A 25,018-nucleotide genomic window follows, 5' to 3' on the forward strand; every position below is an offset into this window, starting at 1 on the left:
GTGTTCTCCAACTACCTGATCGGACTGCGGGAGGGCCTGGAGGCGTCGCTCGTCGTCTGCATCCTGATCGCCTACCTCGTCAAGACCGGCCGCCGGGACGCCGTGAAGCCGATCTGGACCGGCATCGCCATCGCGATCGCCATCGCCATGGGCTTCGGCTGCGCCCTGGAGTACGGCTCGCAGGAGCTGACCTTCCAGGCCCAGGAGGCGCTCGGCGGCTCGCTGTCGATCGTCGCCGTCGGCCTGGTCACCTGGATGGTGTTCTGGATGCGGCGCACCGCCCGGCACCTGAAGTCGGAGCTGCACGGCAAGCTGGACGCGGCCCTCGCGCTGGGCACCGGCGCCCTGGTCGCCACCGCCTTCCTCGCGGTCGGCCGGGAGGGCCTGGAGACCGCGCTGTTCGTGTGGGCGTCGGTGCACGCGGCGAGCGACGGCACCCCGCGCCCACTGGCCGGCGTGGCGCTCGGCCTGGCCACCGCCGTGCTGCTCGGCTGGCTGTTCTACCGCGGCGCCCTGCGGATCAACCTGGCCAGGTTCTTCACCTGGACCGGCGGCATGCTGGTCGTGGTCGCGGCGGGCGTGCTGGCGTACGGCTTCCACGACCTCCAGGAGGCCGGCTGGATCCCGGGCATCAACCGGCTCGCCTTCGACATCAGCGGCACCATCCCGCCGGACAGCTGGTACGGCACGCTGCTCAAGGGCGTGTTCAACTTCCAGCCCGACCCGACGGTCGTCCAGATCACGGTGTGGGCGCTGTACGTGGTCCCGGTACTCGGGCTGTTCCTCTCCCCGGTAGGGTTCGCCTCCGGAAAGGGGAAGGTGAAGGAGCCCGATGACCAGGGAACGCAGCCGTCGACGGCGTCGGCGTGACCGGAACGCACTCATAGCGGCCTCGCTGACCGCTTTGTCGCTGACCGCGAGCGGATGCATGGTGGTGCACGGCGAGCGCACGGTCCTCCCGGCCGCGACACGCGCCGAGACCACCAGGGCGCTCACCGCCTTCACGGACGCGTACAACAAGGCCGACAAGGCCTACGACAGCTCCCTGGACGCCCCCTATGTCACCGGCCCGTTCGGTGACGTCGACGCCGCGCGGCTGAAGGCCGGGCACACCAACAGCCCGTCGGGCAACTCCGCTCACGTGCCGCTGAAGCTGACGGACGTGAAGATCACGATCCCGAAGAAGGCGGGCTGGCCGCGCTGGTTCGTCGCCGACGCCCAGGGCAACATCGCCACCGGCTACCGCTGGCTGCTCGTCTTCACCCGGGGCGACCTCGGCGAGCGCTGGCGGGTGTCGTATCTGACGCTGGTGCGGCCCGGTGCCGTACCCGCCTTCACGACCGGTGACGACGGTTTCGCCGAGGCGGTGCCGGCCGACGCCGCCGGGCTGGCGATGAAGCCCGCCGAGCTGAGCAAGGCCTACACGGGCTATCTGAAGAACGGTGGCAGCGGCTTCGCCGAGGGCCCCTTCACCAGCGGGCTGCGCGCCGGCCGCACCCACCAGGCCAAGCGGCCGGGGCTGGTCCGGCAGTACCTCGACCAGCCGCTCGACCACGGCGCCTACGCGCCGCTCGCGCTGCGCACCGCGGACGGCGGCGCGCTGGTCTTCTTCAGCACGCACCACTTCGAGAAGCAGACGGCCGCCCAGGGCACCTCGGTACCGGCCCAGACGAAGGACGTGCAAGCCCTGACCCAGGGCGAGATCAAGCAGTCGCTGACGCTGGAGTCCGTCGCCGGCGATGTCGCCGTGGACCCGGCGGGCGGCGGGCAGGTGCGGATGCTCGGGCGGCTCCAGGGGCTCACGGCGGCCAAGGGCGAGTAGCGCCCCCGGCGCGGTCAGTGCCGCAGCGGCCAGGGGGCGGCGGTGTCCGCGTACCGGGCGCAGACGTCGGTGAGGACCTCCAGCAGGGTCAGCGGGTCCGGCAGCGGATGCTCCGGTCCGCGGGTCCAGCGCACCTGCTGGTCGTCGTCGCCGGGCAGCCGGGCGGGCGGCACCAGGACGTAGGAGCCCCGGCAGTGCCAGCGCAGGCCGGGGTGCTCGTCCATGGTCTCGGGGTGGCAGTCCAGCTCACAGGGCCACCACTCGTCCTCGTCCTCCGGGGTGCCCCGAGTCAGCGTGAAGAACAGCATGCGGCCGTCGTCGCTCTCGGCGACCGGGCCGACCTCGACGCCCGCGTCGAGCAGCCGGCCGAGGGCCTCGCGCCCGGCCTCCAGGGGCACATCCAGCACGTCGTGCACCATGCCGGTGGCGGTGATGAAGTTGGCCTGCGGCTGGTGCCGGGCCCAGCGCTCGATCTGGGCGCGGTCGGTCGTGGACTGGGTCTGCCAGGCGAACGACACCGGGTGCCGGGCCGGGGTGGGACAGCCCACGCGGTCGCAGGAGCACCGGTAGCCGGGGGCGGGGTGGGCGGCGGGCGCGAGCGGCAGGCCCGCCGCGGCGGCGGCCACCAGCAGGTCCTCACGGCCGCCGGGGTCGGCGGTCTCCTTCGCACGGCGTCCGAGCAGCCACTGGGAGAGTTTGCCCTGCCGACCGGACCGGCCGCCGAACGTCGCGCTCATCTATCCCCTCGGTTTGGTGGTCGCCAGGTGAGTGGTCGCCTCGCCGGCGTGCGGACAGCATGCCTTATCGTCCCATCTTCACGCGCTTCGGGGGTCCGCGATGCCGTGCAGGGCGTAGTCGACGAGGGTGTCCGTGTAGTCGTACGAGATCGGCCCGGTGCGCTGGAGCCAGCGCTGGGCGAGCGGCGAGACGAAGAGTTCCAGGGCGATCCGCGGGTCGATGCCGGCCCGCACCGCCCCGCTGCGCTGCGCCGAGCGGAGCCGGTCGACGTACAGCTGGAGCTGGGGTTCCAGGAGCCGGGTCACATAGGTGCGGCCGACCTGATCGTCCAGCAGGCCCTCGGCGGCCAGCGCCCGCGCCGGTGCCTCGAAGCGCGGGTCGCGGAGCGTGTCCACGGTGGCCCGGAGCACCGCCTTGAGGTCGGCGGCGAGATCACCGGTGTCCGGGATGACGTACGGCTGCTGCCCCGCCTCCCGGGCGGTCTGCTCGCCGAGGGCGAGGAACGCCTCCAGCAGCACGTCCGCCTTGGACGACCACCAGCGGTAGATGGTCTGCTTGCCGACGCCGGCGCGCGCGGCGATGCCCTCGACCGTGGTCCTCGGGTAGCCGATCTCGCCGACCAGGGCGAGGGCGGCGGCGTGGATCGCCCGCCGGGACTTCTCGCTGCGGCGGCTGGTGTCGGGGGCGGGCTTCCTCTCCATGGCTCGAAGCTAACAACCTACGCTTCGGCGTCCTCGGGCGGCCAGGCGTCGCCCCAGTCGGCGTCCCGGGCCGCCTTGTACAGATCGCCGTGGCGCTTGGTGACCGTGGTACGGCTCAGCCGCTCGTCCGCCTCGCACAGGTCGAGCAGCACCTGGCCCTTGCGGATCTGCGGGCGCCGGACGATCCGGGCGGGGGCCGGGGTGACGGGCAGCCGGGTCGCGGCGACATAGGAGAACTTCTCGTCCTCGTGGCCGAGGGAGCCGCCCTTGACCTGGCGGTGCAGCGAGGAGCGGCCGACCCGGGCGGAGAAGTGGCACCAGTCCTGGCCGGGCACGATCGGGCAGGCGGCGCTGTGCGGGCAGGGCGCGGCGATGTGGAATCCGGCGCGGACGAGCCGGTCGCGGGCCTCGATGACCCGGGCGTATCCGGCGGGGGTGCCGGCCTCCACGATCACCACGGCCCGGGCGGCGGCCGCGGCGGCGTCCACCAGGGCGGCCCGGTCGGCCTCGGCGAGTTCGTTGAGGACGTACGAGACGGTGACGAGGTCGGTGCTGTCGAGGGTGAGCGCCGAGCCGATCCGGGCGCGCTGCCAGCGGGCGCCGGCCAGGGCGGGGTTGGCGGCGGCCAGCTCCCGGCCGAGGGCGAGGGCGGGCTCGGCCCAGTCCAGCACGGTGATGCTGCGCCCGCCGGGCCAGGTGTCCGCGACGGCCCAGGTGGCGGCGCCGGTGCCGCCGCCCACGTCGACATGGCCGGCCGGGGTCCAGCCGGGCACGGCGTCGGCGAGGGCGGCGAGGGCCGAGCGGGCCGCCTCGAAGGTGGCCGGCATGCGGTAGGCCGCGTAGGCGGCGACGTCGGCGCGGTCACGCAGGATCGGGGCGTGGGTGGGGGTGTCGCCGCGGTAGTGGGCGATCAGTCGTTCCACGGCTCCGGCGGCCTGGGTGGGGGGCAGCTCGGCGAGCAGCTCCGCCAGTGCGCTGCGGAGGGTGTCGTTCACCCGGTGATTGTATGGCCGGGACGCGGCCGCCCCCGCCCGCCGCCCGGTCAGATCACCGCCCGGGCCAGCAGCGTGCCCAGGGTCGCCCGGGGCCGGCTGTCCGGTGGGCGGCGCCTCGGGTGGACCGTGTTGGCCAGCAGGACCAGGAAGGTGTCGGTGGCCGGGTCGAGGACCAGCGAGGTGCCGGTGAAGCCGGTGTGACCGGCCGCGCCCCGGCCCGCCAGCTCTCCCATGAACCAGGGCTGGTCCACGGCGAAGCCCAGCCCGGGCGGGGTGAGCAGCAGCTCGGTGAAATCCGGGCCGAGGATGCGCGCGGTGCCGTAGGAGCCGCCCGCGAGCAGGGTCCGGCACAGGATCGCGAGGTCGCCCGCGGTGGAGAAGAGCCCGGCGTGCCCGGCGACCCCGCCCAGCGCCCAGGCGTTCTCGTCGTGCACCACGCCCCGCAGCATGCCCCGGTCGGCCTTGGCCCAGGGCCGCCGCTGGTCCTCGGTGGCCGCGGCGCCGGGGCAGGGCCCGAAGCGGGTCGCGGTCATGCCGAGCGGGCGGGTGATGCCGTCCCGGACGAGGATGTCGAGGGGGCGGCCGGTGATCCGCTCCAGCACGAACTGGAGCAGCAGCATGTTGAGGTCGGAGTAGAGCGGGGTGCCGGGCGGCCCGGTGGGGGCCTCGGCGCGCAGCAGGTCGAGGCGGGCTGCGATGTCCGGGCAGTCGTACAGCGGGAGTTCGGGGCGCAGCCCGGAGGTGTGGGTGAGCAGCTGCCGCACGGTGATGCCGTGCTCGGCGGCCGCGCGGAAGTCGGGCAGATAGGCGCCGACCCGGGCGTCGATGCCGAGGGTGCCGCGTTCGATCTGCTGGACGGCGGCCACGGCGGTGCAGAGCTTGGTGAGGGAGGCCAGGTCGAAGGGGGTGCCGAGGGTCATCGGCACCCGGGCGGCGGGCGGGAGTTCGACAGCGTTGTCGGCGGCCGCGTCGTAGCCAGCGTAGCGGACGGCCCAGCCGGCGGCCTCGGCCACGGCGATCACCGGGCCGCGTCCGGCCAGCAGCACGGCGCCGGCCGCCCAGGGGCGGTCTCCGGCGGTGAGGGCGTGCAGCTCGTCGGTCATGTGCCGCAGGTGCGTGGGGTCGAGGCCGGCCCGCTCCGGGGTGTCGACGCGCAGTCGCGGTGCGCTCAGTTCCGGTCTCCCTCCGGCCCCACCTGTGTCGTCGGTGTCTTCCAGGGACGGCACATTGCCATGAAGCAGACCGTGGCGGCCAGTGCCGCCGTCAGTTGTACGACGGCCATGGGGACGGCGGTGCGCTCCCCGGCGATCCCGACCAGCGGGGAGGCGACCGCGCCGACCAGGAAGGAGGAGGTGCCGAGCAGGGCGGAGGCGGAGCCGGCGGCGCGCCGGGTGCGCAGCAGGGCGAGGGACTGGGTGTTGGGCAGGGTGATGCCCATCGCGGACATGAGGACGAAGAGGGCGGCGGCGACCGGGGCCAGGCCGGGCGTGCCGAGGGCGCCGGTGGACATCAGCAGCAGGGCGGTGGCGGCGAGGACGATCACGGCCAGTCCGGTCGCGAGCACCTTGTCCAGGCGGACCCGGCCCACCAGCACCTTGCCGTTGATCTGCCCGGCGACGACGAGACCGACGGAGTTGAGGCCGAACAGCAGGCTGAAGGTCTGCGGGGAGGCGCCGTAGATCTCCTGGATCACGAACGGGGACGCCGATATGTAGGCGAACAGCGCGGCGAAGGCGAAGCCGCCGGCCAGCATGTAGCCGGTGAAGGGCAGGTCGGTGAGGAGGCCGCGCATGGCGCGCAGGGCCTCGGGCACCCCGCCGTCGTGCCGGTCGGCGGGCGGCAGGGTCTCGGGCAGCCGCAGCCAGACCAGTGCGGCGAGTCCGGCGCCGACCACGGTGAGGACGACGAACACGCCCCGCCAGTCGGTCACCCGGAGGATCTGTCCGCCGACCAGCGGGGCCACGATCGGGGCGGTCCCGGAGATCAGCATCAGGGTGGAGAAGAAGCGGGCCATGGCCACACCGTCGTACAGGTCGCGTACGACGGCCCGGGCGATGACGATCCCGGCGGCGCCGGCGAGGCCCTGGGCCAGCCGGAAGGCGACCAGGGTCTCGACGTTCGGGGCGACGGCGCACAGGGCGGTGGCGAGGAGGTAGACGGCGAGGCCGGTGAGGAGCGGGCGGCGGCGGCCCCAGCGGTCGCTCATGGGGCCGACGACCAGCTGTCCCAGGGCCATGCCCAGCAGGCAGGCGGTGAGCGTGAGCTGGACGGTGGCGGCGGGGGCGTGCAGGGACCGGGTGACCTCGGGCAGCGCCGGCAGATACATGTCCATGGCCAGCGGGGGTGTGGCGGTGAGGCCGCCGAGCACGAAGGTGACGAGCAGGCCGGTGCGGCGCGCGGCGGCCGGCGGCGGGGTGGAGGCGGGGGTGGTGGTGTCGTGTTCCGTCTCCGGCGGCGGTGCCGCCGCGTGCTCGGACATCTGTCCCTCCCTGGTGGTGACCGGCCCCCATGCTCTCAGCTCGCACAGACTGCCGAGGCACACATGAGCGAGTGCGGCGGTGGGGGCGATGGCGGGCGGCTAACCGTATGGCGGACAGTGGATTCCGCATGACGGACCTGCCGCCTAGGCTGCGGAGCCATGACTGAGAGGCAATCGAAGATCGCGGTGGTGACCGGCGCGGGCTCCGGCATCGGGCGGGCCGTCGCCGTCGAGCTGCTGCGCGCCGGCTGGTCGGTGGCGCTGGCGGGCCGCCGCACCGGGACCCTTCAGGAGACGGCGGCGCTGGTGCCGGAGGGTGCCGCGCTCGCCGTGCGCACCGACGTGTCACGGCCCGAGGAGGTGGAGGCGCTGTTCGCGGCGGTGGTGGACCGGTTCGGGCGGGTGGACCTGCTGTTCAACAACGCGGGCACGTTCGGGCCCGGCGGGGTGCCGGTCGAGGACCTGCCGTACGACGCCTGGCGGCACGTGGTGGACACCAACCTCAACGGGGCGTTCCTGTGCGCACAGGCGGCGTACCGGCGGATGAAGGAGCAGGATCCGCAGGGCGGCCGGATCATCAACAACGGCTCCATCTCGGCGCACACGCCCCGCCCGCACTCGGTGGCCTACACCGCGACCAAGCACGCGCTGACCGGGCTGACCAAGTCGCTGTCGCTGGACGGGCGGCCGTACGGGATCGCGGTCGGGCAGATCGACATCGGCAACGCGGCGACGGACATGACGGCCCGGATGCAGACGGGGGCGCTCCAGGCGAACGGGGTGGTAGCCCCGGAACCGGTGATGGATGTGGCCGATGTGGCGCGTACCGTCCGGCACATGGCCGAATTGCCGCTGGAGGCGAACGTGCAGTTCGCGACCGTCCTGGCGACGGCCATGCCGTACATCGGGCGGGGCTGAGGGGCCCTTCCGCCCGCACACAAGCGGAATTTGATAATCCGCACTATTGCGGCCGGTCGAGGACGTATGCTCAACTCTCCTCCACCAGAGCTTCACACTTGAGGCACCGGAGTTCCGCAAGCCATACCGAGGGGGGCGCGGCAGCCGTTCCACCGGCCGGAGTTGGGGGTGGGCCTCGCGATCGACGCGAGGCACGCACCGGTGGGTGGAACGGCTGCCGCACACATACGGCGGGGCGCTGCCGCACACATACGGCGAGCCACCGCCGCAGACACACGGCGGGGCACTGCCGCAAGCACGCGGCGGGGACACATGGCGCCGCTCAGCGGCGATGCCTGCCTCCGGCCTCCCCCGCCTCCCCCGCCTCGCCGAACTCTCCCGCCGCTCCCCGCTCCCCGGCCCCCGGGCTCCGCCGTACCGCGGCCCGCGCCTGCGCTCGGGCCTGTGCCCTGGCCTCCGCCCTGCGCACCGCACGCCTGCGCAGCGCCCACACGCCGCCCCCCAGCAGCGCCAAGGTCCCCGCCGCACCCTCGGCGAGATGCCACGGCGAGTCCTTGCCGTCGGCCGGGTCCTGAGCGCCGGCGGCCGCACCGGAGGACGTGCGGGCGACGCCACCGGGGCCCGCGGCCGCGCCGCCCTCGCTCAGCGGATCGACCAGCATGCCCACGGCCCGCGCCGAACTGCCCTGCGCGAAGCCCCAGTCGAGCAGCGCGGCGGTCTGCTCGTAGACGGCGTTGCTGCCGGTCGCGGGGTGCATCACGGTCACCAGCAGGGTGCGCCCGCCGCGCGTGGCGGCGCCGGTGAAGGTGTTGCCCGCGTGACTGGTGTAGCCGTTCTTCACGCCGATGAGCCCGTCGTACGTCTTCAGGCCCCACGCCCCGGTCAGCAGGCGGTCGGTGTTCTGGATCTGGAAGGTCTTCCGGCCGCCCGCCGGGAAGTCGGCGGTGCGGGTGGAGCAGTAGCCCCGGAAGTCGGCGTCCTTCAGACCGTGCCGGGCGAACAGGGTGAGGTCGTACGCGGAGGACAGCTGGCCCGGGTGGTCGAAGCCGTCGGGGCTGACCACATGGGTGTCCAGGGCCTGGAGGTCCTCGGCCTTGGCCTGCATCTCGGCGACCGTCCGGGGCACACCGCCGTTCATGTGGGCGAGCACATGCACGGCGTCGTTGCCGGAGCGCAGGAACACCCCCTGCCACAGCTGCTCGACGGTGTAGGTGATGCCGGGTTTGATGCCGACCAGGCTGGAGCCGGCCGGGATGTCCGCGAGGTCGCTGTCCTTGACGGTGTACCGCTCGGTGCGGTCGAACTTCTTCAGCACGGTGTCCGCGAACAGCATCTTCAGCGTGGACGCGGGCGCGAGCCGCCGGTGCGCGTTGCACGAGGCGAGCACCTCACCGGTCTCCTGGTCGGCGACGAGCCAGGAGCGGGCGGTGAGTTTCGCGGGCAGTCCGGTGGCACCGTTCACCTGGACGCCGGGACGGGCCAGCCGCTCACCTCCGACGACCCTGGTGGCGGCGGAGGCTTCGGTGGCAGCGGAGAGGGGAAGGGCGGCGGCCGTCAGTCCGAGGACGGCACGCCGGCTGAGCCGGGAACATTCGCGCACTCCGGGACCGTACACCGCGCAGAGCTGGGGATTCCGGTACGCCGGGGCGGGAGGGAGCGGAATGTGCCGCCTTATGAAAATCGTACGAGCGGCTGGCTTTCCGAGCCCTTGTACACCTCTTACCGAGGGCGGCTTCTTATCCGCGGGCGGCTCGGAGCTGCTCGCTCAGGCCTGGCCGGTCTCGAACCGGAGGATCGATCCGTCGCCGTCGACGGTGAAGTGCCACCGGGTGCGCATCTCGCCCCAGGTGTCGTTGCGGTAGCCCGCGACCAGGGTCCGGCCGCCGTCGGACTCCCTCTCGACGTCCAGGTGGCCGTGGGAGGAGAAGATCTCCTGGTCGATCCACTCGGCGAGGTCGCGGTCGGTGCCGTCGTCGGACATGGTCGCGTCCGGGGCGAGGAGCTCCAGGAAGGCCTCGCGGTCATGGGAGTTGACGGCGGTGACGAAGGCGCGGACGGCCGGGTCGCTGAGTCGGGAGGGCTGAATCGTCATGGCGTCAGGCTCACACCGCTCCCTGGGCCCCGCCACCCGAACGCCCTCCAGGACGGGCCGCCCGGCGCCCCGGATGCGACGGTGGGAGGACAACAGCCCCCCCGTCCCCCTTGTCTGCCCGGGAGCCGCCATGACCTGTTACGACCGACGCGATCTGGGCCTGCTGCTGCTCCGGCTGGGGACCGGCGGGGTGCTGGTCGCCCACGGCGCGCAGAAGCTGTTCGGGTGGTTCGGCGGGCACGGCCTGGAGGGAACCGGCCAGTTCATGGAGTCCGTCGGCTACAAACCCGGCAAGGCGAGCGCCATGGCGGCGGGCCTCGCGGAGGCGGGCGGCGGCACGCTGCTCGCCCTGGGCCTGGCGACCCCGGCGGCGGGCGCGGCGGCGGCCGGCGCGATGACCGGCGCGGGGGCGGTGCACGCGCCCAACGGCTTCTTCGCCCAGGAGGGTGGCTACGAGCACGCGGCGACCGTGGGTCTCGCGGCGGCCGGTCTCGCGATCACCGGCCCCGGCCGCCTCTCCCTGGACCACGCCTTCGGCCACGTCTTCGACCGGGGCTGGATGGTCCCGGCGGCCCTCGGCGTGACCGCGGCGGCGACGGCCGTGGTGGTGGGCCTGCGCAACCAGCGGGTGCGGGCGCGGACGGAGGGCGAGCAGGAGCCGCTGTTCGAGGAGTAGGGATTCCAGGTGGTGGAGGGTGTTCCGGACCACCTGGTCACCCCCGCCGTGACCGGCCGCCTGCTGCACCGCCCGCCGCCCCGGCGTGGGGTGACGCACCTGACGGCGTGGGGAAGGACGTACCGTTCCCGACCCGCAGCCGGGGAGCCCGGGAGTCCTACTTGATCTTGTACTCGCAGCCCTTGGCCACCTTGCCCCCGTTGTTGTCGGCGACCTGCTTGCCGTCGACCTTGATCACGCAGCCGCCCATCGTGAGGGTGCCGTCCGCGGCCTGGACCGAGCCGGGCACGACCGACACCAGGTAACCGACCTTCTGCTCCGCGTCGGTGAGCGTGACCTTCTCCGTCTTGGTCCAGGGCAGCTGGTGCTTCTCGAAGCCGCTGCTCGCCGCGTGGTACATGACCTGGGTGGTGCCGGTGCCGGTCACCTCCATCGTCACCTCGTGCACCGCACCGTCGGCACCGGCCGTCGGGGTGGCGGACTGCGACACGGCCGCCTTGCCGTGGCCGCTGTCCGCGCCCTTACCCTGGTCCGTGCCCTTCCCGCCGCCGCCACCGCCGCAGCCCGTCAGCAGCGCCGCCGCCGCGACGCCCACGATGGCACCCTGAAGCGTCCTGAACATGAGTCCCCGTTCCTGGCCCTGATACGAACCCCAAGATCCAATCACGACCCGCACAGGGACCCGTCCCGCCCCCCTCAGACCGCGGCCGGCTTCCACACCCTGACCGAGAGATCGATATAGGGAGCGTAGTTGTCCGGCGTATAGACCTTGACGACCTTGGCCGCGACCACGCGCCCTTCCTCGGTCACCGAGCAGAGCGTGGCCCCCTCGACGAGTCCCTCCTCTTTCGCATTGCCGTAATGATCCATACGGCTGCTGGTCCAGGGAGCAGACCCCGTCGCGTCCAGACACGAATCCGCCGTGGCGTCGACACCGGGTTTGAGAATCCCGAACTGGCGCTCGTTCATCACGCTGAGAGCACCCTCGTCCGAATTCACATAGGAAAGATCGAACTTGGCTTTGTCGCCCTCGGACATCACACCGAATGCGTCGTCGCTGATCGCCCGCGCCCAGCTGCGCGCGTCGAAGTCCACATAGAGCGGGGTCTCGGGCCGGTTCAGCCGGAGATCACCGGTCCGCTCGACGGTGTAGACGGGGCTCGCGGACGGGCTCGACGACGGCTCGGACCGGTCGGAAGAAGACTGGTCCTGAGCGGGCTGCACCGGGCTCGACGCCCCGCCCTTCTGCCCCGCGTCGCCGCCGTGCACCACCGCACTCTTCGACGGCGTGGGGCCCGTGCCCGCGTTCGCGTCCTGCGCGCCTCCCTGGAACGGCTTCAGGACGATCACCGCGGAAACCGCGCTGACCACGACGATTCCCGCGACGATAAAGATGATCGTTTTCGAGCCGCTGTCCCTGGCCGCCGCCGGCCCTTCGTACTCGCCTTCCAGCAGCCCTCTGCGCCACTTGAAGCGATGTCCCTGACCGGTCTCGGATTCCTCGCGATTCGATTGCTGCTTCATGGCTCCCGCCCCGTCCGCCTCATAGTCGCCCTGAGAGGCGGCAGCCTAGCGGAACAACGGAGCACGCATGGACCACTATTGACGCTGAGTAATATCTCAGGCCAAGAATTCAATTTCCCGTGCACCATACAAAGAAAGGCCTCCGACCCGCGGTGCGCTGGTCGGAAGCCTTGAGGGGCAGACGAGTCGGGCTGTACGCCGGGTTCTGTTCTCCAGGGTCCTCGCGGGCCCTGGAGCGACGGCCATCCATCTAGGACCGACGTTGCCGTCGGCCTCGTGCGGTCTACCCGCGGACTCGGGCGGGCAGCCCTCGATCGTCCGCGCAGAGACACCGGGGTGTCTCCTCTTGACCTTGCTCCGGGTGGGGTTTACCTAGCTGCCCAGGTCACCCTGGGCACTGGTGGTCTCTTACACCACCGTTTCACCCTTACCGAGGACCGAGGTCCCCGGCGGTCTGCTTTCTGTGGCACTGTCCCGCGGGTCACCCCGGGTGGCCGTTAGCCACCACCCTGCCCTGTGGAGCCCGGACGTTCCTCGGGAAGCCCCCTAGGGGGACTCCACGCGGCCGCCCGCCCGGCTCGTCTGCCGTGCCGACCATGGTACCGGGCGGGAGCCGCGGCGCGGACCGGCGGCCGTCGCGAGGACCGAGCCCGCCAGGATCAGGGCGAACGCGGCCAGCACGGTGAGGGTCAGCGGCTCGTGCAGCAGCAGGGCACCCGCCGCCACCGCCACCGCCGGGTTCACATAGGTGATGACCGTCGCCCGGCTCGGGCCCGCCTCCTTGATCAGTTCCAGGAAGGCGACGAAGGCCACCGCCGTGCAGATCACGCCCAGGCCGGCCAGCGCCGCCAGGACGGACGGCGAGGGCAGGGAGGAGGGCCGGGTGAGGACCGCGGCGGGGGCGTAGACCAGGGCCGCCAGGGTCAGGCAGGCGGCCGTCAGATGCAGGGACGGGACGTTCTTCAGACTGCGCGCGGCTATCAGGGGGGCGGTCGCATAGCCCAGGACCGTCAGCAGCACCTCGGCCAGGGAGAGCGTGTCGCCCCCGGTCAGATGCGGGACGGTCAGGACCGTCACGCCCGCGAGGCCCAGGGCCAGGCCGGTGAGCCGCCGGGCTCCCAGGCGCTCCGCCTCGCCGAAGAACCGGCCCAGCAGCACACCGACGATCGGTACGCCCGCGATCAGCAGGCCGGCCGTGGAGCTGGACAGGTGCCGCTCCGCGTCGGTGAGGGTGAACCAGGGGCCCATGATCTCCAGGACCGCGAAGGCCAGCAGGGGGCGCCAGTGGGTGCGGACGGTGCCGGCGAGCCCGCCCTGGCGGAGGGCGAAGGGCAGCAGCAGGACCGCGCCGAGGGCGCAGCGCGTGAACACCACGACGGGCGGGGACACCGCGTCCACCGCCACCTTGATCATCAGATAGGGGATGCCCCAGACCACTCCCATCAGGGAGAACAGAAACCAGCCACGTGCAGTCATGGGACGAGTTTCGGCCGCCGCCTCACCCCGCGTCTTGAACGCTGTTGCGGTACGCCGCCGGGGTCGCCCCGAGCACCCGGCGGAACCAGCGGGTCAGATGCGCCTGGTCGGCGAAGCCCACCAGCCCCGCCACCTCGGCCGGGCGCAGGCCCGCAGCCAGCAGCCCGCGGGCCCGGTTCACCCGGTACTGGGCCAGCCAGGCGTAGGGGGGTATCCCCATCGTCGTACGGAAGGCGCGCAGCAGCTGGTAGCGGGAGACGCCCAGGTCGGCGGCGAGCAGGGCGAGGGAGGGCGGGTCGGTGAGTTCGTCGGCCAGCCGGTCGCGGACGGTGCGGGCCAGGCCGGCCGCGCCGGGGACGCGGTCCAGGACCGGCCGGGCCGTGGAGTGGCGCTGGGCCAGGGCCGTCAGCAGCCAGGGCAGGCGGGACTCGGCCTCCAGCGGGTCGGGGCAGATGCTCAGGTCCGTGTGGGCGAGGCGGAGGGCGGCGACCAGTTCGGGGTCGTGCACGAGCGGTTCGCGGAAGTGCGGGAGGCCGCCGAGGGTGCCGTCGGACAGCAGCGACGGCTCGGCGTACAGGGCCCGGTACGCGTAGCCCTCGCCGGCGTTCCCCGGGCCGCCGGTGTGTGTCTCGTCCGGCTCCAGGACCACGATCGTGCCGGGCCCGGTGCGGATGTGGCCGCCCCGGTAGTCGATCACCTCGGAGCCGCCGACGCACACCCCGACGGTGTACTCGTCATGGGAGTGCGGGGCGTAGACATGGCGGCGGAAACTGGCGGTCAGCAGGTCCAGCGGGGGCCCGCACCGGCCCAGCCGCGCCCGTGTCCACAACGCCTTCTCCACCATCGTGCCCCGCCCCCCGTTGCCGTACCGCGTGCGAAGGGTGCAACGCCTGCGGGGCCGTCCTGCTTCCATGCCGGGGGCCGCGCGGCCGGGGGCCACTCCGGCCCGGCGCCCCCGCGGTGACCGCCCGTACGATGAACTCCCTTACCAGGGAGGCGAGATGACGACACTGCGGCGGCTGTGCGGGCACGAGATGCGGCTCTACGCGAGCCTGGTGCTGTGGCTGGCCCGGCGCACCCAGGGCACCGCCGCCGGGCGGGCCTTCGGGTACGCGCGCGGGCAGGGTGCGACGATGGCGGGGCTCGCCTTCGTGTGCGTCGTCGAGGCGGTCGGCGTCGCGGTGATGCTGCGCGACTGGCCCGCCGCGCACGACGTCGTGCTGGTGCTGGACGTCTACACCGTGCTGCTCGTGGCCGGGGTGTACGCGGCCTGTGCGGTCCGCCCGCACGTGCTGACCGGGGAGGCGCTGCGGGTGCGGTACGGCGTCCATGTCGACCTGCGGATCCCGCTGGCCGCGATCACCGCCGTACGCCGTGAGACGCGGACCACCCACCGGCCGGACGACGACGCGCTCGACCTCGCCGTCGGGTCGCAGACGTCGGTGACGCTGGAGCTGGCCGAGCCGGTGCGCCATCTGTCGTTCCTCGGGCGGCGCCGGGACGTGCGTGTGGTGCGGCTGCACGCCGACGACCCCGGTGCCCTGGTCCAGGCGCTCACACGGGCGTGAACAGCACCTTCGCCGTGCCCGGGTCGGCCCGGACCAGCCGGACGCGCAGGCGCTCGCCGAGCGGCAGCTGCCCGCCCTCGACCCGGCCGACGACGGCGGGGGCCGCCAGCTGCACGGTCCCGGCCGTGGGGTGGGCCTCCTCCACGTCCACCACCAAGCCCTCGAACACCTCCCCGACCCGGTCCCGGAGCAGGGCCGCCTCCACGAGGTCGACGCACTCCCGCTCGACCGTGCCCACGCGGCGCGCCCCCTCGGCCATCCGCCCGGGCAGCGCGTCCAGCGCGGCGAGCACCCAGTCGGGCGCGGGCCGGCCGGCGCCGGCGGCCAGGCAGATCTCGGCGGCGTAGCGGTCGGCGAGCCGACGCAGCGGGGCCGTGCAGTGGGTGTACGGGGCGGCGACGGCGGCGTGCGTGGTGATCGCGGGCAGGGCGCCGTCCCGGAAGACGGTGTAGCCGGCGCCCCGCAGCAGGGTCGTGCACTCCTGGAGGAAGGCCGCGTGGTGCGGGGCGTGCGGGTTGAGGGAGCGGATCAGGGCCGCGTACAACACATGGTGCGGCCAGTCGATGTGCAGGGCGACGGCGGTACGGCGGAGCCGGGCCACCGCGCCGTCCGGGGCGGCCGGGAGGGTGCGCAGGATGCCGGTGCCGTGGGTGAGCATCAGCTCGGCGGCGGCCATGCCGGTGAGCAGCGAGAGCTGGGCGTTCCAGGCCTCGGCGGGCAGGGGGGCGCGGTAGCGCAGGAGGTAGCTGTGGTCCTGCTCGGCGATCTCCTGTTCGGGCACGTTGAGCGAGATGCCGCCGCGCGCCACCTCCAGCCGTTCCCGGGCCTCGCCGATCTCCCTGAGCAGGGCGACCGGCTCCTCCGCCGTCCCTGCGTCGATGGCCCGCTGGACGCCCGCGTAGTCGAGCCGGGCGCGGCTGCGGACCAGCGCCCGGCGCACGTCGACCGCGCCGGTCCGGCCCTCGGCGTCCAGGTCGAGGGTCCACAGCACGGCCGGCCTGACCTGGTCCGGCAGCAGGCTGGCCGCGTCCTCGCCGACGACGGCCGGGTGCAGGGGGATCTTCTCGTCGGGGAAGTAGAGAGTGTTCACCCGGCGGTGCGCCTCGGCGTCCAGCGGCCCGCCGGGTACGACGAAGGCGGCGACGTCGGCGATGGCGTACCGGACCCGGTAGCCGGCGCCCTGCCGGGACAGGTGCATCGCCTGGTCGAGGTCGGTGGCGCCGGGCGGGTCGACGGTGAAGAAGGGGACGTCCGTCACGTCGTACGGCAGCGGGGCGGGGTTCTTCGCGGCGCGCTCGGCCTCCTCGCGGACCTCGGACGGGAAGTCGGACGGCACGCCGAGTTCGGTGCGCAGCGCGGCGAGGGCGGCCCGCAGCGGGGCCTCGGGCGCGCCGGTCACCCGGATCATGCGGCGGGTCATGCCCCGAGCCTAGGCCGGGGGCCGGGGGGCGGCACGCCGTACGCTGGCGCGGAGGTCTATCTGAAGGAGTACGTGGTGCTGGTCCTGCTGCCGCCGTCGGAAGGCAAGGCGAACTCGGGCGAGGGCGTCCCGCTGGAGCTCTCGTCGCTGTCCCTGCCGGGGCTGACCGATGCGCGGGAGGCCGTGCTGGGCGAGCTGGTCGAGCTGTGTGCCGCCGACGAGGAGAAGGCGCGCGAGGTGCTAGGGCTGAGCGAGGGGCTGCGCGGCGAGGTCGCGAAGAACGCCGGGCTGCGCACGGCCGGGGCCCGTCCCGCCGGGGAGATCTACACCGGTGTGCTCTACGACGCCCTCGGCCTGGCCACGCTGGACGCGGCCGCCCTGCGGCGCGCGGCCGAGTGGCTGCTCGTCTTCTCGGGGCTGTGGGGCGCCGTGCGGGTGACCGACCGGATCCCGTCCTACCGCTGCTCGATGGGGGTGAAGCTGCCGGGTCTCGGGGCGCTGGCGGCGCACTGGCGGACCCCGATGGCCGAGGTGCTGCCCGCCGCGGCCGGCGACGGACTGGTGCTGGACCTGCGCTCCTCCGCCTACACGGCCGCGTGGAAGCCGAAGGGCGAGGTCGCGGGGCGTACGGCGACGGTACGGGTGCTGCACGCGCCGACCCGGAAGGTCGTCAGCCACTTCAACAAGGCGACGAAGGGCCGGATCGTACGGAGCCTGCTGACGGCCGGGGCCGCGCCGGAGGACCCGGCCGGGCTGGTGGACGCGCTGCGCGGCCTGGGATACGTGGTGGAGGCGGAGGCACCGGGCCGGGCGGGCAGGCCGTGGTCGCTGGACGTGCTGGTGGACGAGGTCCACTGACCCTGCCATTGCGCTCTGCGCAACGCCCTTTGCGCAGGGTGAAGCACGTCGGCACGATGAGCGCATGACCGTCCCGGACTCCGTGCTGGACCTCGCGCCCGTCGTCCCCGTGCTGGCCGTGCCGGACGCCGCGACCGCCGTACCGCTGGCGCGGGCGCTGGTGGCCGGCGGGCTGCGCGCGATCGAGGTGACCCTGCGGACCCCGGCGGCGCTCGACGCGATCCGCGCGATCGGCGCCGAGGTGCCGGAGGCGGTGGTCGGGGCCGGGACCGTACTCACCCCGGAGCAGGTCTCCGCGTGCGCGGCGGCCGGGGCGCGGTTCCTGGTGAGCCCCGGCTGGACGGATGCGCTGCTGGCGGCGATGCAGGCGTCCGGGGTGCCGTTCCTGCCCGGGGTGTCGACCGCCTCGGAGGTCGTGGCGCTGCTGGAGCGCGGGGTGCGGGAGATGAAGTTCTTCCCGGCGCGGGCGGCCGGGGGTACGGCGTATCTGCGGTCCCTCGCCGGCCCGTTGCCGCAGGCCCGCTTCTGTCCGACGGGCGGCATCGGCCCGGCCGACGCGCCGGAGTATCTGTCCCTGCCCAACGTCGGTTGCGTGGGCGGCAGTTGGCTCGCCCCGGCGGACGCGGTGGCCACCGGGGACTGGACCCGGGTGGAGGCGCTGGCCCGGGCCGCGGCGGGGCTCGGCGCTCAGCGCAGGTGAGAGGTGTCGTTGAACAGCCGGACGCTCGCGTTGCCGTCCGCGTAGTACGCCACCGCCGAGAGGGAGGCCGCCGACAGCTCCATGCGGAACAGCGCCTCGGGCGGGGCGCCGAGGGCGAGCCGGACGAGGGTCTTGATCGGGGTGACGTGCGTGACCAGCAGCACCGTGCGGCCCGCGTGCGCCGCGACCAGCTTGTCCCGGGCGGCCGCGATCCGGGTGGCCGTCTCGGCGAAGCTCTCGCCGCCGCCGGTGGGGTGGGCCTCCGGGTCGGCGAGCCAGGCGTTCAGGTCGTCCGGGTAGCGCTCGCGGACCTCGCCGAAGGTGAGGCCCTCCCAGGCGCCGAAGTCCGTCTCGCGCAGGCCCTCGTCCACGGCGACCTCCAGGCCGAGGCGCGCGGCGACCACCCCGGCGGTCTCGCGGGTACGGGCGAGGGGGGAGGCGATGACGGCCTGGACGGTGCCGCGGCGGGCCAGGGCCTCGGCGACCCGGTGGGCCTGTTCGCGGCCGGCGGCGGAGAGGGAGGGGTCGGTACCGCCACTGCCCGAGAAACGCTTCTGCGGGGTCAGCGGGGTCTCACCGTGCCGGAGGAGGACGAGGGTGGCGGGGGCCCCGAGGTCGGGCGCACTGCTCCAGCCGGGAGCGGGGGTGGCGGCCGGGGCGGGAAGCTGCTCGGCGGGGGCGGGGGTGGCGGCCGGGGTGGCGGCCGGGGTGCGACCCGGCTCGCCGAGGGCGGGGGTGGCGGCCCGGGCAGCAGACTGCTCGCCGAGGGCAGGGGTCGCGGCCCAGGCAGCAGACTGCTCACCGGAAGCAGGGGTGACGGCCGGGGTGCGACCCGGCTCGCCGAGGGCGGGGGTGGCGGCCGGGGCAGCAGACTGCTCGCCGAGGGCAGGGGTCGCGGCCCAGGCAGCAGACTGCTCACCGGAAGCAGGGGTGACGGCCGGGGTGCGACGCGGCTCGCCGGGGGCGGGGGTGGCGGCCGGGGCAGCAGACTGCTCGCCGAGGGCAGGGGTCGCGGCCCAGGCAGCAGACTGCTCACCGGAAGCAGGGGTGACGCCCGGGACGGGACGCTGCTCGGCGGGAGCGGGGGTGGCGGCAGAGGCCGGACGCTGCTCGGCGAGGTCTGCCGTCGAGCCGGACGGCGTCCACTGCTCGCCCCTCGCGCCCGCGTCCATCGCCTCGTTCGCCAGCCGGTCGGCGTGCTTGTTCTCGGCGCGGGGGATCCACTCGTAGCTGACCCGGTCGACGGGGAAGAGGGACCGTGCCTCGGTGGCCAGCGGCTTCAGGTCCGGGTGCTTGATCTTCCAGCGGCCCGACATCTGCTCGACGACCAGCTTGGAGTCCATGCGGACATGGACCCGTGCCGTCGGGTCCAGGGTGCGGGCGGCGCGCAGGCCGGCCACCAGGCCCCGGTACTCGGCCACGTTGTTGGTGGCGACACCGAGGTACTCCGCGGCCTCGGCCAGGGTCTGGCCCGTCGCCGCGTCGCGCACCACGGCCCCGTAGCCGGCGGGCCCTGGGTTGCCCCGTGACCCGCCGTCGGCCTCGACGATGAACTCCCGCACCCCTTCAGCCCCTTACCGGCTCTACAGCCCCGACTCGGCCGTGCGCACCAGGATCCGGCGGCAGTTCTCGCAGCGCACCACGGTGTTCGGCGCGGCCGCGCGGATCTCGTTCAGCTCGGTGATCGCCAGCTCCTGCCGGCAGCCCTGGCAGGTGCGGGCGTACAGCTTGGCCGCGCCGATACCGCCCTGCTGCGCGCGCAGCTTGTCGTACAGACCCATGAGGTCGGCGGGGACGGAGGCCGCGACGACCTCGCGCTCCTTGGTGACCGAGGCGACCTCGCCGTCGATCTGCTCGAAGGCGGCGTCGCGGCGGGCGGCCGCCTCGTCGATCTTCGACTGCGCCGACGCGACCCGCTCGGTCAGCTCCCGCACCCGCTCCTGCGCGGCCTCGCGGCGCTCCATGACCTCCAGGACGACGTCCTCGAGGTCGCCCTGGCGCTTGGCGAGCGAGGCGATCTCGTGCTGGAGGCTGGACAGGTCCTTCGGCGAGGTGACCGCGCCGGAGTCCAGCCGCTGCTGGTCGCGGGCGGCGCGCTGGCGCACCTGGTCCACGTCCTGCTCCGCCTTCGTCTGCTCGCGGGCGCAGTCGCTCTCCTCGGTCTGCGCGGCGACCAGCAGGTCGCGCAGCTGCGTGAGGTCCTTGGTCAGCGACTCGATCTCGGCGTGCTCCGGCAGCGACCTGCGCTTGTGCGCGAGCTGCTGAAGGCGGACGTCGAGGTCCTGGACGTCGAGGAGTCGGATCTGGTCGGCGGGCGCGGCGTTCAGTTGGGGGCTCCCTTGGGGCTAGCGGTGGTGGTGGACGCCGCGTGGGCGGTCCAGGGGTCGGTGACCGTCTTGGAGACGTGGACGCGCAGGTCCCAGCCGTGGCGGTCGGAGATCTCGTCGAGCTGGCTCGCGGCCAGCTCGCACCAGGGCCACTCGGTGGCCCAGTGCGCCGCGTCGAGCAGCGCGAGGGGACTCTGGGCGACCGCTTCGGACGCCGGGTGGTGGCGCAGGTCGGCGGTGAGGAAGGCGTCGACGCCGGCCGCGCGGACCTGCTCGAAGAGGCTGTCGCCGGAGCCGCCGCTGACCGCGACCGTGCGGACGACGGCCTCGGGGTCGCCGGCCACCCGGATGCCCTGGGCGGTGGCGGGCAGCCGCTCGGCGGCCCGGGCGGCCAGCTCGCGCACGGTGAGCGGGTGGTCGAGTTCGCAGACCCGGCCGAGGCCCCGGCAGCCGGCGGGGTCGGAGGGGTCCGGGACCAGGGGCCGTACGACGCGCAGGTCGAGCGCGCCGGCGAGGGCGTCCGAGACGCCCGGGTCCGCCGTGTCGGCGTTGGTGTGGGCGACGTGCAGCGCGATGTCGTTCTTGATCAGCGTGTGCACCACGCGGCCCTTGAAGTGGCCCGCCGCGACCGTGGTCGTCCCGCGCAGATAGAGCGGATGGTGGGTGACCAGCAGGTCGGCGCCGAGCTTCACCGCCTCGTCCACGATCTCCTGGACGGGGTCGACGGCGAACAGGACCCGGCTGATCTCCTGGTCGGGATCGCCCACGACCGTGCCGACCGCGTCCCAGGACTCGGCCCGCTCGGGGGGCCACAGGTTCTCCAGCGCGGCGATGACTTCAGACAGACGGGGCACGTAGGAAAGGCTACCTGGCCGTTCTGCGGGGCTGTACCCATCCGTGCGGATGGGCCCCGCTCTGCACAGAAGCCCCGGTTTCCTCAGAGGAATCGCTTCTGCACCACCCGTATGTGTGAAGCGGACGACGGCCGGTCCCACGCCCGTGCGTGCGAAAACTAGCTTCGTCGCCGGAGGTGACCGAACGATGACGGCCTGTGCGATCGAACCCCAGTCGACCGGTGCCGAGGACCCCTCGCCGACGGGCACGGAGGACTCCCCGGCGACCGGCGCGGAGGACTCCCCGTCGGCACCCGGCGCGGCGGGCCGCGCCCCGGACGGCGCGGAGACCGGCTGCACCCTCACGGCGGACGGCGCGTACGCCGCCCGGCTCGCCCGGGACGGCGACTGCTGGTTCCCGGAGCGCTGGACGCTGGACGGCCCGGAGCCGTACGCGGTGCCGCTCCCCGGCCACCAGCCGGAGGAGCCCGGCACCGAAGTGCAGCCCATGGGCGACGGCCGGGTGCTGATCCACCGGCTGGTGGCCGGGCAGCGGCACGACTTCGCGCTGCTCTACCCGACCGGTCCCGGCACCGGCGAGCTGCCGCTGGGCGCGGTCGACTGCCCGGGGCCCGGCATCCGGCTCCGGCTGCTGCCGCCGGCGCCGGACGGGGTGCGGGCGTACGCGCTCGCCGTCGGGCCGCGCTCCAGCGTGGTGTGGCTGGTGGCGGGCGGCGCGTTCGGTCCGGAGCGGCTCGCCGAGGTGCCGGGGCGCTGCTCGGGCGGGGTCTGGCTGGACGGCGGTGGCCGGCTGCTGGCGCTCGACCGGGAACTGGGCGGTCGTACCAAGACGGTCGTGGTGGATCTGGAGCGCGCGGAGGTCTCGCCGCTGTTGCAGATCGCGGAGGACAGCGACGACCGGCTGCTGCTGGCCGACCTGGACAGCGGGCTGCTGCTGATCTCCTCCGACGCGGCCTCGCCCGGGCGGCAGCGGCTGGGCTGGGGGGTGCTCGGCAGCACCCTGCCGGTGCGCTTCCCGGAGTGTCTGCGGATGCCGGAGTGCGCGGTGACGCCGTTCGCGATCCAGCCGGGGCAGGTGCTGACGCCGGAGGGCTGCGCGGTGGCCCTGCGCATCGACGGGCCGTTCGGCACCTGGGTGGGCGTCTGGCGGCCGGCCGAGCGGCGGGTACGGCATCTCGCGGCACCGGCGGGCTGGCTGCCGGGAGCCGGGCTGTGGACGCCGGCGGGGGTGCTGCGGCTGCCGTACTCCACCCAGGAGACCGCGTGCGCGGTGGCGGAGCTGACGGTGCCCGGGGCGGAGCCGGTGGAGGCGGCGGGGCCGGTGGCGCCCGTGGCGCCGGTGGAACCCGAGCGTCCGGAGCCGGCGGCGGAGACCACCCCGGGATGCGCGCAAGAACGCCTGGTGGAACGCGTGGTGGAACCGGTGATGGCCCGTCCGGTGCCGTTGCAGCAAGCGCCCCTGGGACGTCTTGTAACGAAGTAGTGCCGGTTGGCGTGTGCGCCTGGATTCGGCCCGTGGTGTGCCGGTTACACTCGCCCGGCTGTACGAAAGATGATGTTGACGGGGTGAATTCTTCCGATGAGCGACACCAGCACGACGGGGCAGCTGTCCGCCGACTCGCAGAAGGACGCCGGCCACGGCCGGCACCGCGGCCCGATCGCGGTCCAGGAGACGGATGCAGCGCCGCACGGCCGGCACCGCAAGCCGGTCCAGGAGAAGGCCGAGGCAGCCGCCTGACGGCAGTGGAGATGAGGGGGGCCTTCCGTCACCGGACGGAAGGCCCCTCTTCTGTTCAGCCCCGCTTGAGCCCCAGTACCTCGGTCGCCGCGAAGGTCTCCCCGGCCGGGCGGTCCGCGTAGTGCGGGGTGAGCAGCGCGTCGAGTTCGTCGTAGGTGAACGCCTCCTGCTTGCTGTCGAACTTGGCCCGCACCCGGGGCCGTTCCATGACCGCGACCATGCCGCCGTGGACGACGAGCAGCTGGCCGTTGATCCGGGCGGCGGCGGGCGAGGCCAGATAGCCGACGAGCGGGGCGACATGCTCGGGGGCCAGCGGGTCGAGGCCCTCCTCGGGCCGGGTGAACCCCGCGAAGACGTCCTCGGTCATCCGGGTCCGGGCGCGCGGGCAGATGGCGTTGGCCGTGACGCCGTACCGGGCGAGGGCGAGCGCGGTGGAGGTGGTGAGGCCGACGATGCCGCCCTTCGCGGCCGCGTAGTTGGGCTGTCCGGCGGATCCGGCGAGGAACGCCTCCGAGGAGGTGTTCACGATCCGCCCGTGCACCTTCTCTCCCCCGGCCGCCTTGGCCCGCTCCCGCCAGTGCGCGGCGGCGAACCGGGTGGTGTTGAAGTGGCCCTTGAGATGGACCCGCAGCACCGAGTCCCACTCGTCCTCGGTCATGGAGAAGACCATGCGGTCGCGCAGGATGCCGGCGTTGTTGACGAGGATGTCGAGCTTGCCGTACTCCTCGATCGCCGACCGCACGAGCGCTTCGGCCTGCCGGTGGTCGGAGACGTCCCCGGTGTGCGCGACGGCCGTGCCGCCGGCCGCGCGGATCTCGGCGACGACCTCCTCGGCCGGTCCCGCCGAGGCCTCGCCAGTACCGTCCCTACCAGGCCGGCCGTAGTCGTTGACGACCACGGCCGCGCCGAGCCGGGCGAGTTCCAGGGCCTCGGCGCGGCCGAGCCCGCGTCCGGCGCCGGTGACGATCGCCGACAGTCCGGCGAGCGGCTGTGACATGGGCAGTGACATGGGCCGCGTCCTCAGATCTCGATGCACGTACGCAGGGCCGTCCCGGTACGCATCTGGTCCAGTGCCTCGTTGATCTCCGCCAGGCGCACCCGGTGGGTGATCAGGCCGGCGAGGTCGATCCGCCCGGCCCGCCACAGGGCGATGGTGCGTTCGTAGGAGCGCAGCACGTCCCCGCCGCCGTACAGGGAGGGCAGGATGCGCTTCTCGTCGAAGAACAGCTCGAACATGTTGAGCTGGAGGAAGTCGTCCAGGGCGCCGGCCCCGACCACGACCAGGGTGCCGCCGCGCCGGGTGTTCTCGTAGGCGGTGCGGGCGGTGGCGGACCTGCCGACGACCTCGAAGACGTAGTCGAAGCCCTCGCCGCCGGTGATCTGCTGCCTGGCGTCGGGCAGTTCGTCCGGTGCCACGGCCCTGGTGGCCCCGAAGCCGAGGGCCGCCTCGCGCCGGGCGGCGACCGGGTCCACGGCGACGATCTCGGCGGCGCCCTTCAGCCGGGCCCCCTGGACGGCCGAGATGCCGACGCCGCCGCAGCCGATCACCGCGACCGACGAACCGGCCGCCACCTCGGCCGTGTTGAGGGCGGCGCCGAGACCGGTGGTGACCCCGCAGCCGATCAGCGCGGCGATGTCGTAGGGCACGTCCTCGGGGATCGGGACGGCGCACCGGGCGTCGACCACGACCTCCTCGGCGAAGGTGCCGGTGCCCGCGAAGCCGAAGACGTCACCGCCGGGGCGCCGGAAGTTGGGGGTGCCCGCGTTCAGGAACCCGGCCAGGCACAGCTGGGTCTGGCCGCGCCGGCAGGCGGGGCAGGCACCGCAGGCGGGCAGCCAGCACAGCACGACCCGGTCGCCGGGCTTCAGGTGCGCCACGCCCTCCCCGGCCTCGAGGATCTCGCCCGCGCCCTCGTGGCCGGGCACGAAGGGCGCCGGCTGGGGCAGCACCCCGCTCATCGCGGACAGGTCGGAGTGGCACAGCCCGGTGGCCCGCACCCGGACCCGGACCCGGCCGGGGCCGAAGCCCACCGCCTCGACGTCCTCGCGGACCTCCAGCTTCTCCTGGCCGATCTCGTGCAGTACGGCTGCGCGCATGGTGCGGCTCCCCTCGCTCGGGCGGTAGGGCGGCG

General features: G+C 73.7%; 25 protein-coding genes, 1 other RNA gene and 1 pseudogene. 9 read left to right on the forward strand and 18 right to left on the reverse strand.

Translation table 11 applies throughout. The features are described from left to right. Complete coding sequence (efeU, locus tag ACFVIU_RS24930; RefSeq protein ID WP_385845164.1) at positions 1–870, forward strand: iron uptake transporter permease EfeU; 870 nt, start codon at positions 1–3, stop codon at positions 868–870. Then, complete coding sequence (locus ACFVIU_RS24935) at positions 833–1,822, forward strand: hypothetical protein (protein ID WP_385845165.1); 990 nt, start codon at positions 833–835, stop codon at positions 1,820–1,822. Before efeU ends, ACFVIU_RS24935 begins: the two co-directional genes overlap by 38 nt. Positions 1,823–1,836: 14 nt before the next feature. Here ACFVIU_RS24935 and ACFVIU_RS24940 read toward each other — a convergent pair whose 3' ends face one another. The 5 genes from ACFVIU_RS24940 to ACFVIU_RS24960 form a co-directional block, all read right to left on the reverse strand. After that, positions 1,837–2,559 carry a bifunctional DNA primase/polymerase gene (locus ACFVIU_RS24940; protein ID WP_385845166.1) on the reverse strand — a complete coding sequence of 241 codons (723 nt, stop codon included), beginning with the start codon at positions 2,557–2,559 and terminating at the stop codon, positions 1,837–1,839. 78 nt (positions 2,560–2,637) lie between these two features. Next, positions 2,638–3,261, reverse strand: coding sequence for a TetR/AcrR family transcriptional regulator (locus ACFVIU_RS24945; RefSeq protein WP_385845167.1), 624 nt, complete (start codon positions 3,259–3,261; stop codon positions 2,638–2,640). 17 nt (positions 3,262–3,278) lie between these two features. After that, entirely contained in the window at positions 3,279–4,256 is a 978-nt protein-coding gene (locus ACFVIU_RS24950) for a small ribosomal subunit Rsm22 family protein (RefSeq protein ID WP_385845168.1), read from the reverse strand. A 47-nt stretch (positions 4,257–4,303) separates the two neighbouring features. Beyond that, positions 4,304–5,482 (reverse strand): serine hydrolase domain-containing protein, encoded by a 1,179-nt coding sequence (locus ACFVIU_RS24955; protein ID WP_385845169.1) that lies wholly within the window; start codon positions 5,480–5,482, stop codon positions 4,304–4,306. Continuing rightward, entirely contained in the window at positions 5,425–6,735 is a 1,311-nt protein-coding gene (locus ACFVIU_RS24960; protein ID WP_385845170.1) for a multidrug effflux MFS transporter, read from the reverse strand. Before ACFVIU_RS24960 ends, ACFVIU_RS24955 begins: the two co-directional genes overlap by 58 nt. A gap of 159 nt (positions 6,736–6,894) precedes the next feature. Here ACFVIU_RS24960 and ACFVIU_RS24965 point away from each other — a divergent pair, with 159 nt between their 5' ends. Then, entirely contained in the window at positions 6,895–7,653 is a 759-nt protein-coding gene (locus ACFVIU_RS24965) for an SDR family oxidoreductase (RefSeq protein ID WP_385845171.1), read from the forward strand. Between the two features lie 322 nt (positions 7,654–7,975). On the opposite strand, the gene ACFVIU_RS24970 is transcribed toward ACFVIU_RS24965, so the two are convergent. Together ACFVIU_RS24970 and ACFVIU_RS24975 are read right to left on the reverse strand one after the other, a co-directional pair. Further along, the gene (locus tag ACFVIU_RS24970; protein WP_385845172.1) at positions 7,976–9,253 is read right to left on the reverse strand and encodes a D-alanyl-D-alanine carboxypeptidase family protein; all 1,278 of its coding nucleotides are present in this window, start codon (positions 9,251–9,253) and stop codon (positions 7,976–7,978) included. Between the two features lie 165 nt (positions 9,254–9,418). Beyond that, positions 9,419–9,745, reverse strand: a complete 327-nt coding sequence (locus ACFVIU_RS24975; protein ID WP_385845173.1) for a nuclear transport factor 2 family protein — start codon at positions 9,743–9,745, stop codon at positions 9,419–9,421. A 130-nt stretch (positions 9,746–9,875) separates the two neighbouring features. Here ACFVIU_RS24975 and ACFVIU_RS24980 point away from each other — a divergent pair, with 130 nt between their 5' ends. After that, positions 9,876–10,421 (forward strand): DoxX family protein, encoded by a 546-nt coding sequence (locus ACFVIU_RS24980; protein ID WP_385845174.1) that lies wholly within the window; start codon positions 9,876–9,878, stop codon positions 10,419–10,421. A 157-nt stretch (positions 10,422–10,578) separates the two neighbouring features. Here the strand turns inward: ACFVIU_RS24980 and ACFVIU_RS24985 are convergent, their stop codons facing one another. From ACFVIU_RS24985 to ACFVIU_RS25005, 5 genes and pseudogenes are all read right to left on the reverse strand, one after another. After that, positions 10,579–11,043 carry a hypothetical protein gene (locus ACFVIU_RS24985; RefSeq protein ID WP_385845175.1) on the reverse strand — a complete coding sequence of 155 codons (465 nt, stop codon included), beginning with the start codon at positions 11,041–11,043 and terminating at the stop codon, positions 10,579–10,581. Between the two features lie 74 nt (positions 11,044–11,117). Then, positions 11,118–11,945, reverse strand: a complete 828-nt coding sequence (locus tag ACFVIU_RS24990; protein ID WP_385845176.1) for a hypothetical protein — start codon at positions 11,943–11,945, stop codon at positions 11,118–11,120. A gap of 178 nt (positions 11,946–12,123) precedes the next feature. Next, positions 12,124–12,526, reverse strand: an RNA gene (rnpB, locus tag ACFVIU_RS24995) — RNase P RNA component class A. A gap of 115 nt (positions 12,527–12,641) precedes the next feature. Continuing rightward, positions 12,642–13,421, reverse strand: a pseudogene (locus tag ACFVIU_RS25000) (DMT family transporter); the annotation flags it as partial. A 22-nt stretch (positions 13,422–13,443) separates the two neighbouring features. Continuing rightward, the gene (locus tag ACFVIU_RS25005; protein WP_385845177.1) at positions 13,444–14,265 is read right to left on the reverse strand and encodes a helix-turn-helix domain-containing protein; all 822 of its coding nucleotides are present in this window, start codon (positions 14,263–14,265) and stop codon (positions 13,444–13,446) included. 157 nt (positions 14,266–14,422) lie between these two features. On the opposite strand from ACFVIU_RS25005, the gene ACFVIU_RS25010 reads away from it, so the two are divergent. After that, positions 14,423–14,989 carry a hypothetical protein gene (locus tag ACFVIU_RS25010; protein ID WP_385845178.1) on the forward strand — a complete coding sequence of 189 codons (567 nt, stop codon included), beginning with the start codon at positions 14,423–14,425 and terminating at the stop codon, positions 14,987–14,989. Here the strand turns inward: ACFVIU_RS25010 and ACFVIU_RS25015 are convergent. After that, positions 14,976–16,409, reverse strand: coding sequence for an RNB domain-containing ribonuclease (locus ACFVIU_RS25015; protein WP_385845179.1), 1,434 nt, complete (start codon positions 16,407–16,409; stop codon positions 14,976–14,978). The genes ACFVIU_RS25010 and ACFVIU_RS25015 overlap by 14 nt on opposite strands. Positions 16,410–16,484: 75 nt before the next feature. On the opposite strand from ACFVIU_RS25015, the gene yaaA reads away from it, so the two are divergent. Both yaaA and eda read left to right on the forward strand, forming a co-directional pair. Beyond that, positions 16,485–17,267 (forward strand): peroxide stress protein YaaA, encoded by a 783-nt coding sequence (yaaA, locus tag ACFVIU_RS25020; protein WP_385845285.1) that lies wholly within the window; start codon positions 16,485–16,487, stop codon positions 17,265–17,267. 64 nt (positions 17,268–17,331) lie between these two features. Beyond that, complete coding sequence (gene eda / locus ACFVIU_RS25025) at positions 17,332–17,967, forward strand: bifunctional 4-hydroxy-2-oxoglutarate aldolase/2-dehydro-3-deoxy-phosphogluconate aldolase (protein ID WP_385845180.1); 636 nt, start codon at positions 17,332–17,334, stop codon at positions 17,965–17,967. Here the strand turns inward: eda and ACFVIU_RS25030 are convergent. The 3 genes from ACFVIU_RS25030 to ACFVIU_RS25040 are packed head-to-tail and all read right to left on the reverse strand — an operon-like array spanning position 17,955 to position 21,148. Further along, complete coding sequence (locus ACFVIU_RS25030) at positions 17,955–19,529, reverse strand: bifunctional RNase H/acid phosphatase (protein WP_385845181.1); 1,575 nt, start codon at positions 19,527–19,529, stop codon at positions 17,955–17,957. The genes eda and ACFVIU_RS25030 overlap by 13 nt on opposite strands. Before the next feature lie 21 nt (positions 19,530–19,550). Then, positions 19,551–20,294, reverse strand: coding sequence for a zinc ribbon domain-containing protein (locus ACFVIU_RS25035; RefSeq protein WP_385845287.1), 744 nt, complete (start codon positions 20,292–20,294; stop codon positions 19,551–19,553). Beyond that, on the reverse strand, positions 20,291–21,148 hold the full coding sequence (locus ACFVIU_RS25040) for a Nif3-like dinuclear metal center hexameric protein (protein WP_385845182.1): 858 nt from the start codon (positions 21,146–21,148) through the stop codon (positions 20,291–20,293). The genes ACFVIU_RS25035 and ACFVIU_RS25040 overlap by 4 nt, the downstream gene beginning before the upstream one ends. 187 nt (positions 21,149–21,335) lie before the next feature. Between ACFVIU_RS25040 and ACFVIU_RS25045 the strand changes: the two genes are divergently transcribed. Continuing rightward, positions 21,336–22,631, forward strand: coding sequence for a hypothetical protein (locus ACFVIU_RS25045; RefSeq protein WP_385845183.1), 1,296 nt, complete (start codon positions 21,336–21,338; stop codon positions 22,629–22,631). A gap of 96 nt (positions 22,632–22,727) precedes the next feature. Beyond that, positions 22,728–22,886, forward strand: coding sequence for a hypothetical protein (locus ACFVIU_RS25050; protein WP_385845184.1), 159 nt, complete (start codon positions 22,728–22,730; stop codon positions 22,884–22,886). A gap of 55 nt (positions 22,887–22,941) precedes the next feature. Here the strand turns inward: ACFVIU_RS25050 and ACFVIU_RS25055 are convergent, their stop codons facing one another. Beyond that, positions 22,942–23,883 carry a 3-oxoacyl-ACP reductase gene (locus ACFVIU_RS25055; protein ID WP_385845288.1) on the reverse strand — a complete coding sequence of 314 codons (942 nt, stop codon included), beginning with the start codon at positions 23,881–23,883 and terminating at the stop codon, positions 22,942–22,944. 23 nt (positions 23,884–23,906) lie between these two features. Then, positions 23,907–24,983 carry a Zn-dependent alcohol dehydrogenase gene (locus ACFVIU_RS25060; RefSeq protein WP_385845185.1) on the reverse strand — a complete coding sequence of 359 codons (1,077 nt, stop codon included), beginning with the start codon at positions 24,981–24,983 and terminating at the stop codon, positions 23,907–23,909. Positions 24,984–25,018 lie beyond the last annotated feature (35 nt).

This window comes from Streptomyces sp. NPDC127190 (assembly GCF_042672505.1).
Taxonomy (GTDB): Bacteria; Actinomycetota; Actinomycetes; order Streptomycetales; family Streptomycetaceae; genus Streptomyces.